The organism is Candidatus Baltobacteraceae bacterium, assembly GCA_036489885.1.
In the GTDB taxonomy this organism is placed as follows: Bacteria; Vulcanimicrobiota; Vulcanimicrobiia; order Vulcanimicrobiales; family Vulcanimicrobiaceae; genus JAFAMS01.
Genome location: DASXEW010000003.1, coordinates 1820424 through 1833048, shown reverse-complemented (window position 1 = coordinate 1833048; position 12625 = coordinate 1820424). Strand labels below are relative to the sequence as shown.

General features: G+C 57.7%; 11 protein-coding genes. 3 read left to right on the top strand and 8 right to left on the bottom strand.

The annotated features are described in order from the left end of the window. Positions 1 to 5 precede the first annotated feature (5 nt). On the top strand, positions 6 to 527 hold the full coding sequence (locus tag VGG22_14990) for a GNAT family N-acetyltransferase (protein HEY1729681.1): 522 nt from the start codon (positions 6 to 8) through the stop codon (positions 525 to 527). Positions 528 to 649: 122 nt separating this feature from the next. Continuing rightward, positions 650 to 1603, top strand: coding sequence for an alpha/beta fold hydrolase (locus tag VGG22_14985; protein ID HEY1729680.1), 954 nt, complete (start codon positions 650 to 652; stop codon positions 1601 to 1603). 223 nt (positions 1604 to 1826) lie between these two features. On the opposite strand, the gene VGG22_14980 is transcribed toward VGG22_14985, so the two are convergent. Beyond that, positions 1827 to 2936 (bottom strand): diguanylate cyclase, encoded by a 1110-nt coding sequence (locus tag VGG22_14980; protein HEY1729679.1) that lies wholly within the window; start codon positions 2934 to 2936, stop codon positions 1827 to 1829. Between the two features lie 886 nt (positions 2937 to 3822). Here VGG22_14980 and VGG22_14975 point away from each other — a divergent pair. Then, positions 3823 to 4992: a hypothetical protein gene (locus tag VGG22_14975; protein ID HEY1729678.1), complete on the top strand. Its 1170-nt coding sequence runs from the start codon at positions 3823 to 3825 to the stop codon at positions 4990 to 4992. On the opposite strand, the gene VGG22_14970 is transcribed toward VGG22_14975, so the two are convergent. From VGG22_14970 to VGG22_14940, 7 genes are all read right to left on the bottom strand, one after another. After that, positions 4940 to 6193: an O-antigen ligase gene (locus tag VGG22_14970; GenBank protein HEY1729677.1), complete on the bottom strand. Its 1254-nt coding sequence runs from the start codon at positions 6191 to 6193 to the stop codon at positions 4940 to 4942. The genes VGG22_14975 and VGG22_14970 overlap by 53 nt on opposite strands. Then, positions 6190 to 7464, bottom strand: coding sequence for a hypothetical protein (locus VGG22_14965; protein ID HEY1729676.1), 1275 nt, complete (start codon positions 7462 to 7464; stop codon positions 6190 to 6192). Before VGG22_14965 ends, VGG22_14970 begins: the two co-directional genes overlap by 4 nt. A gap of 77 nt (positions 7465 to 7541) precedes the next feature. Beyond that, positions 7542 to 8465: a glycosyltransferase family 2 protein gene (locus VGG22_14960; protein HEY1729675.1), complete on the bottom strand. Its 924-nt coding sequence runs from the start codon at positions 8463 to 8465 to the stop codon at positions 7542 to 7544. Continuing rightward, on the bottom strand, positions 8462 to 9712 hold the full coding sequence (locus VGG22_14955; GenBank protein ID HEY1729674.1) for a glycosyltransferase: 1251 nt from the start codon (positions 9710 to 9712) through the stop codon (positions 8462 to 8464). The genes VGG22_14960 and VGG22_14955 overlap by 4 nt, the downstream gene beginning before the upstream one ends. After that, a complete protein-coding gene (locus VGG22_14950; GenBank protein ID HEY1729673.1) occupies positions 9709 to 10482 on the bottom strand; it encodes a WecB/TagA/CpsF family glycosyltransferase in 774 nt (257 codons plus the stop codon). Before VGG22_14950 ends, VGG22_14955 begins: the two co-directional genes overlap by 4 nt. Next, the gene (locus tag VGG22_14945; GenBank protein HEY1729672.1) at positions 10467 to 11891 is read right to left on the bottom strand and encodes a lipopolysaccharide biosynthesis protein; all 1425 of its coding nucleotides are present in this window, start codon (positions 11889 to 11891) and stop codon (positions 10467 to 10469) included. The genes VGG22_14950 and VGG22_14945 overlap by 16 nt, the downstream gene beginning before the upstream one ends. After that, the gene (locus tag VGG22_14940) at positions 11879 to 12619 is read right to left on the bottom strand and encodes a hypothetical protein (GenBank protein HEY1729671.1); all 741 of its coding nucleotides are present in this window, start codon (positions 12617 to 12619) and stop codon (positions 11879 to 11881) included. The genes VGG22_14945 and VGG22_14940 overlap by 13 nt, the downstream gene beginning before the upstream one ends. Positions 12620 to 12625: the final 6 nt, after the last annotated feature.

Here is a 12625-nt window from a genome sequence, read left to right as displayed (position 1 = left end):
TGGTTGTGTTAGTTGATTGGCGCTCCTTCTCTCCCGGATCGACGTACACGTCCGATTTGGTTGAGAAGACTACGGCGCTGTTGCATGAGGCTTATGCGCAGCATCTTGCAAACGGCTTTCACTTTTCCGCGGCGACGCAGGACGATGAAACCACGCACAAACGCCTCGCCAGCGCGACCGCACTAATCGGCTTTCGCGAAGACGCGGTCGTCGCAACGGGCATCATCTATGAGAAACTCCAGGCGCGGCCCGACCTGCCATCATGGTTTTCGGGAGCGGACGTTGGTGTCGCTGCTCAGCTGGCCGTCTCACCCGGGCTGCAACGTCACGGGATCGGATCAGAACTACTCGAGATTTTGGAACGGCAAGCAAAAGGCTGGGGGAAACTGCATCTAGCGCTTGACACTGCGGAGCCCGCACATGAGCTCATCGCGTTCTATCAGAAGCGAGGCTACGTGATGGTGGACCACTTTCAATACGCCGATACATCCTTTCGCCACATAATCTTATCGAAGGAATTGACCTGACGGCTATTCACAAAGCTGCCATCGATTAGCCTGAGGACAGCGCACAGTGTCGACAGTAGAAACTGCCAAGGGCAATGAGGTCTACGGCTTAAATTTTCCCATATGCATCTCGGTGCTTTCGAATGAAGCGATCAGCTTTTCTTAGCGGCACGATTGTTTCGCTGATTCCGTCTGGCGTCTGCATGGCGGCGCCAACCGACGAAAACTACGATCTCCAAACGCCGACGGGCACGATTTACGGGTCACTCACGATGCCGGCCCCTTCCGAGGTGAAGAAGGTCGTCTTGATTATCGCCGGCTCCGGGCCTACAGATCGGAATTGCAATTCGCCGGCGGGGATACATACGGACGCCTATCTTCTTCTCGCCAAAGGGCTCGCGGAGCGCGGTATCGCGAGTGTCAGATTTGATAAGCGTGGCATTGCCGCAAGCGCCGCTGCAGCCAGCTCCGAGTCGGACTTGCGTTTCGAGACCTACATCTCCGATGCCCAAGCGTGGGTCAGACGGCTCCGTTCAGACGGACGCTTTAAACACGTGACGATCGCGGGGCATAGTGAAGGTTCGCTGATCGGGATGATCGCCGCGCGGAATGAAAGCGCCGATGGATACGCGAGCTTAGAAGGTCCGGCGTTTCCTGCGGCTGCGATTCTCCGCACGCAGCTCGCCGAGCAACTCTCGGCATATCCCGATCTTAAAGCTGCTAATGATCGAATTCTCAAAGCTCTGTCGGCAGGCCAAACCACGCCTGACGTACCGTCTCAGCTTCTCGCTTTGTATCGTCCCTCGATTCAACCCTATCTCATTTCGTGGTTCCGATACGACCCGCGTACCGAGATTGCGAAGTTGTCGTGCCCCGTGACGATCATTCAAGGCACCGCGGATCTTCAGGTTTCCGTCGACAACGGGAAAGCGCTGCGCGATGCGTTACCGCGTGCGCGACTCGTTATGATCGCCGGAATGAGCCACGTCCTTAAGGACACTTCAAGCGATTCCTTATCCGTGCAGCAAACAACAGTTTACACCGATCCGCGCCTGCCCATCGACAGTACCCTTGTCCGGACGCTATCCGAACCATGACCGGACGAGCCAGCATTGCAACTCCGAGAACGATAACCACTAAGAATAATCACGCTGTCGCATCTACCCACCACAATCCAGTTCGATGGGCGAGGACTACTATACCGTCCCGCGTGGTCTTGATGACCTACGGATACCACGGCGACGAGCATGCGACAACAGCTAGGTCGTAACCGTCGCAGTCCCTCGACTTCGCTCGGGATGACAAAGGGGCGCGAGCAGATTAAGCCGATGCGAGCATGTCGCCGGCGCCGGCGAGATCGCGATACGCTTCTTCGAGCAACACCTTAGACGGGATATCTTTTTGAGGAGTGCGTGTCGCCAAGCCGCTGCTCAGATAGAGATCACCCGCCGAAATGCTCGCAGTCGGTACCTCGAGGTCGGCGATAGCACGCGCCATCTCATCAGCAATCGGCTTGGCACCCTGCGCCGTGTTGGGGAGAATCGCAACGAACTCGCCGTCGTACCGAGCCAACAGATCGGACGCGCGCGAGGCGCATGAACCGAGCGCCAGCGCGACTGCGGCCAACACCTCGTCACTCCACGCACGGCCATGACGATCTTCGATCCGCGCGACAATCAGCGAGAGCGGAGCCGGCGTCCGGAGCGCGCGCGACCATTCCATGTTCAAGCGGGCTTCGCACGCTCGCCGGTTCGCGATTCCCGTCGCTTCGTCGACGTCAGTGTGGAATCTTAGTCTCTCCAATTGCGAGTTGCGTTCGTTGATCATGCTCCCGAGCAGTTGCGTGTCCTGGAGCAGCCGGCGCGTGATCAGCCGCACCAGAAACAGACCGAATTCGTGGTTCTGAAAATAGAGTTTAAGGAAGGCGTCGGCCGGCATGTGAAGGACTTCAACATCGGTGACGCACAGCGCGGAGAGACTCCGCTCCTTCTCCTGCGAAAAGATCGCCATCTCGCCGATCAGCTCGCCGGTGCCGACGGCGACCTCGATCTCGGGCAGGCGCACGTTGCCGCTCACGATGTAGAGCACGTCGATCTGCGAGTCGCCTTTGTGGAAGATATACTCTCCGGCTGCGAATTTACGAGACTGCATGAACGGCCGGAGCCAGTCCATGTTCAAGTCACCGGTTAGCGCCGCCTGAACTTTTTTGATCAGGTCGCGCAACTCGCGCAGACGCAAGAGATTTAGCGGCAGCAGAATTGCATGGAGTATTGCGATTGGCCAGGCGGCCATCAGGATGCCGTAGATGAAAAAGACAACATTGCTTGCGATCGCCACCTGACGCAACCGAACCGGCGTGCGCATCCAGAATGTCGCGAAGACGAGCGCGGATGCAAGATAGCCAATAGAGACCGGTAGATAAGAAATCACAACATCCCAACTCAATAAAAGAACAAGACCGTGGTCGAATCCACAATGAGTATCACTGGCTTGTCAGCGAGAGCTATCCCCAGTGCACAGGTGTTGTGGTCCGATACGGTTTCACTCCGGCCAGGCTCGCTTCCGGTTTTGTGCGCAAAAAAACTGGTCCGACAACTAACTGACAGCGAGCAACCAGGCCTCGGACGGTGCCCAGAGGCACGGGCCCTCGACGGTCCGTTCAACCACGCGACATTGACGTAGCTTAGGGGAGAGCGCCACGTTGACTTTGGCGCTGAACTGAACGCGCAGCCCGCACGGAATGGAAGAGCCCCGAGCAGTCGAGGCGTTTCGTCTGCGCATAATAGGCAGAATGCGCATCGAGCGCGCTATGGGCGCCTATTCTAGGGCACGAATCGGGGTGGATTTAGGCATCGTCAATGTGGCGCTCTACCAAGGGCATTCGTTATTGGGTCCGCAAATGATCTCCAACGATTTCAGATTGTTCCGATCCGAAAACACTGTGCATAAACATTCTTCTCCAACAATTTCACGCCGTCGAGAATCGTTAATGATTTCGGCAGTCGCGTTATGTTTGATCGCTGTCATTACCGGTTGCGGCTCGGGGAGCGCGCAGACGAGTGACGCTAGAGCAGGCGCGACGATCTCAATTCATCCCGCGGTGATCGGACAAGCAATTCATGCGACCGTTCTCGGAGCAAATTCGACGGTATCCTTTGATACCGCCATCCCCGGGCAGAGTGAAGCCTTCAGACGCGCAGGTATGAAAGCTGGGCGTTGGCCAGGTGGATCAGATTCCGATGAGTTTAATTGGCAAACGACTACAGGTTGCCGAGCCAAATCGTACGTGTGGCCGTCGGCAACATTCGATCACTATATGACTCTCATCGCCCGACCCGCTGGCCTCGACGTCGCGGTGACGGTAAACTACGGGAGCTCGGGGCAGCCGGCGTGTATCGCGCCCGGCGATCCGCAAATAGCCGCAGCCTGGGTGCATTACGCGAACACGACGAGGCACTATGGTGTTCGGTGGTGGGAAGTCGGCAACGAAGTCTATGGTTCGTGGGAGACGGATCAGCATGCCCTTCCTCACGACGCGGCAACGTACGCGTCATCGTTTGGGAATTACCTAAAACTGATGAAGGCTCAGGACCCGACGATTCGCGTTGGCATCCCTGTCTCGCCCGGTGCCGTCGATCCGTCCGGGAGAAATTGGGACGCCTACGTTCTCGCGCACACACAATTCGACTACGTCGATCTCCACTTCTATGCCCAACAGCCAGGGAAAGAAGACGACGGATTCCTCGTCAGGGATGCGCCCGGAGCATTTGCCGGCATTCTAGCAAAATTGAAAGCGGAGCTCGCGACCGCCGGAAAGCCCGATTCCCCTATTGATATCGGCGAAATCGGCTCAGTATATGATAAGCCCGGAAAACAGACCGTATCGATTACACAGGCCTTGTTCGCTGGACAAGCCCTCAGCGAGATGCTCCTTGCCGGCGTACGGCGCTCGACGTGGTGGCTCGGAAACGGCGGTTGCGGCACGAACGGCAATCTCTCCGCGTCACTGTATGGGTGGCAAGAGTTTGGCGGTTACGCAATATTTTCGGACGGTCTTCCGACGCCGCCCTATGGTGGGTGCAGCAATGTCATCGAGACGATTCCCTTTGGCACCCTGCTTCCGACGGCTCGCGTCTATCAGGTATTGTCGCAGTCAGGTTTCGTGACGGACGGCGAACGCATGATCGGCGTGACCGTTCCACCAAACCTTCGATCCGTGCGGGCGTACGCCGCGACGCACGGCAAAAACTTTGCTCTTCTCCTATTCAACCTCGATGACCAGAAAACGGTATCCGTCCCGATTACGATCGATTCCGTGTCGCACGGTTCGGGAATTCACTCACTTACCTACGGGAAAACGCAATACGATCTCTCGCGCGACGGAACGTGGGCGGGCCCTGCCGCCGAACACACAGGGCCTTGGACGTCTCCCATCACCGTAACACTGCCTCCCTACGCTGTGGCCGCGTATCTAATCTCTCGTTGACACGAATGCTTGGAGCCTTGGCCGTCAACGGCTGACTTACGAAGAGAAACGCGACGAGGAAGATTACCCAATTCATCTCGTTATACTTCGCTATGTTCGCTTCGGTAATATTTCCCGCGATGAAATAGATCATCGCGACGAGTGGCCAGAGGCGCGTGATATCGTGTTGACCCCACGCGAACTTCCACGCCCGCCATAGCCCAAAAGCCAGAACGAAGAGAAAAAGTCCTGTCCCGACGAAACCGACGTCGAGCAACAACTCGAGCACCCCGTTGTGAGCGTGATACGGCGTCCAATCCAAGAGGGTCGACAGATACGCCGAACCTGTACCGTCAGGGAGCCAAAACGTGCCGTATCCGTAACCGAGTAGCGGACGTTTTCCAATTGCTTCCATAACCGACGTCCAAAGATCCGTGCGGCCGGTCAAGCTCGAGTCGCGACCGAGTAAGTTGATAAACGTGTCGAAGTTGAGACCGATGCACAAAGCGGCAACAATGCCAAAGACTATCATCCATGGCAGCGCGCGGCGGGCACGCACTGATTGCGACATCCAAAACATCAGCGGAGCCAATGCCAGAACGGCAAATATTAGATAGCTCGTTACGGAAGCTGAACCGAGCAGCAGCACACAACACAGGAGCGCGGCTCCAACCAGAAGGCGATTGCGGCGTTGAGCCCGGTCCTTGGCAAATGCGACGATGAGAATCGTTATGATGCCGAAGGCCATCGCTTGCCCTAGACTATTCTTATGTACGAAGATGCCTTGCCATGCACCGGCGTACGCGTCCTGCATGACGCCGCGTGACGGCACCGCGAGTATCAGCGACAGACTGGCAACAGCCGCCGTGGCAGTGGCGGCAACCCAGCCTTCGAGAAATTCGAATAGCTTGAAATGTACGGCGATGAAGTACGCAGATGCCGATGTGCCAACGAGCTCGAGCGCACGCTTGAGACTGATCGCGTGGTAATCCGACCAAACGGAAGATACGACGATCAAACCAATCAAAGCGACGATCGGCCAAGAATTGCGAATGAGCGGCCACGCACGCCGACGCTCCACGTACAGGCCCAAGATGGAGACCACGTAAGTAAGCGTCCAGATTGCCTGTTGAATTCCCGAACCGCTCTCCGTGCTATCCGGAGATTCGAGTATGCCGAAAAGCAGCAGTACGAAAAGTACGAGGAGCACTCGCGCGATCATGTGTGTTCGCATGAAATTCCGCTAATCGGGCGTTCCGCATGGATCACATACGGAAGCGTCCGGCTATTCCGGCATACGAACCGGAGATTATCAGGCGGCTGCACGCCGTTGAACCGCAAATCTGCGGCATCGACGAACACGGTTGGCTCTCGTACCCAGAGATCCCGATCCTTGGCGAACTTGACGTTCCCTTGCGCAAGAAAGAAACGACTCGGTGGGACGGCGTCCGATGTCAGATAGATTTCCCATGGTAAAAGAGCTACGACACGAGGACCGAAGGCATCCCGAACGAGATCACCGGTATATGTGATGGCCGCCGGCGTTCCGAAAAAGTCTCGACGACTGTCGCGTACCGCGAAGACGATCATTAGTGCAGCGCAGACGACGGCGACACTTGAAAAATACCACCGCTTTAGGAACGCATGGACGTCAAGCGTCTGAAGCCCAAGAACTAGCACGAGAGGTGCATACAACGGCAGGAAAAAGTGGATCGACGGTCTTCCCAAAGCAAAAACGATTGCCAGCGTCGCGACCGACCACCAAAGAGTGAAGCGCAACGCTCGGGTCCGGCCATGAGTCCAAAAGATTGCGATCATGCAAAGCATTACACCAAGACCCGACTCAATGTAATAGCGCGGCGAAAGAAACGGAAACGGATAGCGATGCACTTGGACGCTATCGGCGGTGACGTAGTTTCCGGCCTGATACGAAAACCAGCTGCGCACGAGCTCGCTGGAGATGGACGGCCCGAACAGCGCGGCAAACGCTACGGCGCAGCCCATCGTCGCGACAATGCTCATTAGCACGAGTTCGAGGCGCTCCCGCCGGCCGCCAATCGCAAAGAGCGGAACGATTCCAACTACGATTGCCGGCAGCCAAAATGTGGAAGCAGCGACCAAAGCCACCGCAGCGAGAACACCCTGACGCCGCAGACCGAGAAGAATACCTGCCAAGATCAACGGCGTCGCATACTGTTCAGTTTGATCGAGCGCGCCGCCGACAAAAAGGTAAAGCAGAGCGAAGACGAGCGTAGCCGCCGCCCATCGAGTTACGCCCAAAGTACGCGCGATAAGGGCGAAGAGCGCAAACGTTCCCGCGTTGATCGCGGATTCCGCCAACGCGTGTAGCCGATAATCCGCTCCAAACGCCAGCCACCAAAGAGCATTGACGTAATAGATGCTAGGCAGCTTATTGTCCCATAGATCGGTATAAAGATGCGCTCCGCGCGTAATCGAATGTCCGATGTACTCGAAAATGGCCGGATCGCCCATGGGGAAAGGGGACCGGACGAAAACCGATGCAATCAGCGCGCAGCAGGTCAACAGTAGATATACGAGGTCCGATCTCGTCATGCTTGCCGTCGATATGCTTGATACGAAACACCGGCGAGTCCGGCGAGCATTCCGGCTCCGCGCGCAATTTCAAACGAACTCATTACCGCCGCCGCCTTGCCGCGAAAGAGAGCCAGGGGGACGAGCTGCGCGGCTCCTATGGCCATGATAGCCAAGCCCTTTGCAGCGCGAATCGCGAGGCCGAAAAAATCTCCCTTGAGACGGCGATCGCACATTGCTAAAGAATTGCCCCGCCGAAAGCTGCGCTTGAGAACACAGCCGATCGACCGCCGCGCGGCCGGAAGAATCTCCCAGACCGTTGCTTGCGCGGCGTAAGCGATCGTCCCGTCGCGCGCCAGCAACTCGCGGAAAAAGAGCTGGTCTTCGCCCCCTGCAAAATCGAGCGACGTATCAAACGAAAGACCGGCATCGGACATTCGCTGGACACGAACCAAACAATTGCTCGTCCAGCCGTCGGCGACGAGTTCTCCGTCGCGAAAGCGTGGGTATTCGCGAGCGCGAAATTCGCGAATCCAACGTGGAGCGTCGTCGGGCAACAGCGCTTGCACGGGACCGATCACGGCATCCGCGGCTGTGGCTCGCGCAACCCGAAGCAGCTCACTTAACCACTGCGGCTCCGGCAGCTCATCGTCATCGAGCATAACCAGGACGTCCGCATGCTGCAGCGCATAAGCTAGTGCGTAATTGCGAACGGTCGACAACCCGCGGCTGGGAACGTGCTCGTAATGCAGCGCAAACGGGAATGTCGCAGCGGTTCCGCTTACCGTGCTTCGCGCGCTGCCGTCCGGATCGTTGTCCAAGATGACGACGCCGACTGTGAACTCGCGATCAAGGGGCGTCAGATTCGAGAGCGTTGTCAACAGCTTGCCGAGGTACTCTACCCTTCGGAACGTCGGCACTGCAATGCAGACGCGCGTCATGCGGATACTCGCGTGTCGGATGCCAGTGCATCGTCAAACTCGCCGAAGGCAGTGTCGGGAGCAAATGATTGGGCGCAGCGTCGCGCAACAGCGCGAAGCACACGTTGCCGCTCAGGATCACTTAGAAGAGCAACAGTCGCAGCGGCGAACTCTGCACTCGGATGCGCGATCACGAAGGGACGCGGCTCGATCTCCATGAGACCCTGCGCTCCGACCGGCGTCGTCACGATCGCCTGCTCGTGAGCGAATGCCTCGACTAACTTTACTTTTAGACCACTTCCGACGCGGAGTGGAACAATGGTAACTGAAGCCGATGCATACTCGGGAGAAAGGTCGTCCACGACACCGTGTAGAGTCACTCCGGGCGGAGGCTCGCCTAGGCGATAGCACACGCTGCCAAAGATATCAAGCGTTGCGGCAGGGATCGCGGCGCGAATTTGCGGCCAGCATTCGCGGATGAACCAACTTATGCCATCATAGTTGTGGTACGAACCGCTGCCGACGAACATACAGCGACGGCGCGTCGCTTCGACAACGCTGCGCCGCGGAGACATAGCAATCGTCGCCGGGAGGACGATAACTCGCGAGCCCGGTGATAACCGCCGGAACTCTCGCGCATCTTCCTGTTGAATGGCGATTACCGTGTCTACGTCTGCGAGAATCCGGCTCTCGACCTCGGCGCTTACGGCGGAAGCCGTGACGTCAACCCCCTGTCGTGCGAAGATCGCCGTCCGCTCATGTTTGACCTCATGGGCGAGCAGCCAGTGCTGCGCATCTTCGATGCGACCGCAGCTATTGAATATACCATCGTACACGACGAGATCGAACTTCGCTGTTCGAATGGCTACACGAACGAATTCGATCTCTGCTTCGGCGATGAAGGTACCAAGGTGGTGTACGGTTTTGCGAGCTCGGCGGAAGCGCTGGCGGACGCTGTCGATCGCGGACTGCCAGCGTTGTGGTAGGCGCGCGAAGATCTTCCAGGCGATCCATCGACAGATTCCAATCGGAGAAAGCAGAACGATCGACGCACCGATGTGCGCAAAGGACGGCCCGATCAAGTCATAGCCAAGACGGCGTGAAGATAGAGCCAAGAAGTCGACCTTTGGCCGGAATACTACCAGTGTGACATTGTCGCCGCGAACAGCAAAGTGCTTGAGCAAAGAACCGAGATACTGCGCGTGCCCCGACTTCTGAAACGCGAGATCGTGACCCGGAACCTGATCGGTGACGACGAGAACTTTCAACGCGAAACCGTGTACCACAGGACATAAGCCAACACGATCCACGGTTCGATCAGATAGCGGCGCCAAAACCGAGACGGATTTTCCGCAAACCGGTAAAGCCACTCTAGACCCGTACGCCCCATCCAGCGGGGCGGAGTGCCTACGGTGCCGGCGATGTATTCCATGCAGGCACCGACCGTCACGATTGATGCCGGCGCAAGCGCTTCGTAGTGGTCTAGGATCCAACTTTCCTGACGCCCCATACCCATGCCGACCAGAACGACGTGCGGCGCAAAGCTCGCAATCTGGCTCGCCACCGCCGATGACGAGGACTCTTCGAAATATCCCTGACGCGCCCGAAAGTCCAACCGGGGGAACCGAGCCCCGATGCGACCACTCGCAGCCTGAACCACCGCATCGCTGCCACCGAGAAAATAGACGCGCCAAGCACGACGTTCGGCGAGCGCAAGCAGCGGCCAGATGAAGTCGACGAGCGTAACGCGATGACGGCGGCTGGCCTGAATGCCGCGCAGACGGGAAAGCAATACTAACGGCATTCCGTCGATGTGGACGTATGTCTGCGGGAGTTCGTGCAGACGCCTCATGGCCGCGTCTTGGAGACGAACGCGCAGTCCATGCATGTTTTGCGACGCCACAATGCACTGTTGCCCACAATCGACGTAAGATTCGAGCAAGCTAAGCAAATCGTCGATCGTCACCGGCGTAATCTTCCCACCATAGAGATCGTACGAATCAACGTGACGCGGAGTTGCCGTCATCGCTGCAGCCACACAAACCGCCCGCCGAAATGCGTGCGGAGGAGTGAAAAACGCATTGCGGATGAGAGCACGATGTAGACTATCGTTCCGCCGGAGATTGCGAAAAATAGACCAAGAAGATTGTTTTCCTTCGGAACGAGGACAAGGACGAGTCCCATACCGATAGTCGCGATTGCGGTACGACTCCAGTCGCGAATCGGAAGCGGCATTCTCAGAATACGCATGCCCCAGACAATGCTGAGCACAAGACAGACAATACTTGCAAGCAATCCGCCGACGGCGGCACCCACTGCCGCGAAACGCGGCACCAAGATCAGCGTGGCTGCCACTGCGAGGACCGTTCCGATAACCGAGATCGCGGCCTGGGGACGCGTCTCCATCGCCAATTCGAATGCTTGATCGAAGTAGTACGTCCGTAGATTGACAGCGAACGCCGAGACGCCGACGAGCGTGAGAATGAGCGAAGCTCCGCTCCAGAAGCGCATACCAAAGAGCGAGTGTGCGATCGGCGATGAGAGGATCGCAAACCCGACCGTCGCGGGAAGCGCGATTGCGAAAATGAGGCCGGCATTCTCGCGCAGCTGAGCGTTGAGCGCCGCGACGTCGCCGCGTTCTTTTTCCCGGTATGCGAGCGGAATGCCGGCAAGGCTTATCGCTCCGACAATGCTCGCGATCGTTTGAGTTGAAAAGTCTTGTGAGACCGCGAAAATTCCGACTGCTCCGCTCCCGGCGATGAGCTGCAGCGTCCAGCGCTGGAAGGTTGGCGCGATAAGGGCTTGGGCGGCGTTTACGCTTTGGGGCCAGCCAAAATGAAAACAGCGCCAAAACAGCGCGGCGTCAAAGCGACCGGTGACTGCCGGACGCCACATCTTCATGAACGCTAGCGTCGACGCATTGCCGAACACGAAACCGCCCAGCAATGCTTCCTCTCTGAAACCGGCATAAATCAGCACAACCGAACACGTAACGGCCACCACAGCACGGGCCAAATTCAGGAGGCCCCACGAGACGACTTTGAGGCGCGCCTGAAGCAGGCTTGCGTTGAGGTCGTACCATGCAGCCGATATTGCCGCGGCGGCTGCGAGCACGATCAAGTCCACCGAGAAGCCCCGCTGATAAAAATGCAGAGCGACACCCTCGATAACCGCGACCACGATCGCCGTTCCCACAAATAGGAGCCCTACCGTCGTCGTAAAGTCAGTCTCGAGCTTCTTCTCTCCCGCGGCAACTCGAAGCGCAGCAATGCGAAGCCACGTGAAGCCGATCCCGCTCGCCAAGAGCGAGGTGCTCAGCAGTATCGCATACGTGCCGATGCTCGCAGGATCAAGCAAACGCGTATAGATTGCGATGCCACAGACGCCGATAGCCGCGGGGCCGACACGCCCGATGAGATAAAACCCCGATTGTGTTAGGAGCCGCATGGTGACAACGTATGGAACCAGCGTTCCACGAAATCGGCAGTCTCGATAAAGCTGCCCGGGATTAACATTGCGCTGTCCAGGCCCACGCCGAGGTCACTGAGGCGCAGAGTTTCGGTAATTGCGAAGTCTTCGGCGGCTTCAAGGGTGGGATGGTCGGCGATGCGCCCGTCTACTTTGAGAATCGATCTGATGACGCACTGCTCCGCCCAAGCGACCGTCCCGGTGACAAGTGTCGGGTCGATTGCATAGAAGGCGATCGTATGTGCCAACGAGTACCATGGCGACGCTTCGACTGCGCGGCGGTACGCTAAGGGAAACGAAGAAAGACTCGACGAGTTGACGTGAAGCAATTTCTGAAATGGGATCGCCGTCATCGTGGGAATGTCGACCAACGCGTAATCTCCGCTGAGAATTCGCCAGCCTCGAGCGTGCAGATGCGCGGTCAACGTGATGCAAGACTCCCAATCGTCGCCGACAAACGCGAGCGCGTTACCTTGGGATTCGACAATCGTAGCACGCCATACGCTAACCGCTCGGTGATGCGCGAGCTCCGCGAGCAACGACGAGATCGCGGCTCCCGCCACCTGAGGCAGAGGTGTCAAACGCCCGAGCGCCTTGCCGGCGCTGGGCGAGCTCCCGGTAATACGCCAGACTTCTTCATCGAACGCGATCTCGATCGCGATGGGAGACTTTAGCCCTACCCATGTGCTCGAAAGAGGAGCGAGCATTTGGTT

Coding starts and splice junctions, on each gene's coding strand:
- VGG22_14940 (HEY1729671.1), bottom strand. CDS start 12,619: ATGCTCGCTCCTCTTTCGAGCACATGGGTAGGGCTAAAGTCTCCCATC.
- VGG22_14970 (HEY1729677.1), bottom strand. CDS start 6,193: ATGATCGCGCGAGTGCTCCTCGTACTTTTCGTACTGCTGCTTTTCGGC.
- VGG22_14960 (HEY1729675.1), bottom strand. CDS start 8,465: ATGACGCGCGTCTGCATTGCAGTGCCGACGTTCCGAAGGGTAGAGTAC.
- VGG22_14975 (HEY1729678.1), top strand. CDS start 3,823: ATGACTCTCATCGCCCGACCCGCTGGCCTCGACGTCGCGGTGACGGTA.
- VGG22_14985 (HEY1729680.1), top strand. CDS start 650: ATGAAGCGATCAGCTTTTCTTAGCGGCACGATTGTTTCGCTGATTCCG.
- VGG22_14945 (HEY1729672.1), bottom strand. CDS start 11,891: ATGCGGCTCCTAACACAATCGGGGTTTTATCTCATCGGGCGTGTCGGC.
- VGG22_14965 (HEY1729676.1), bottom strand. CDS start 7,464: ATGGGCGATCCGGCCATTTTCGAGTACATCGGACATTCGATTACGCGC.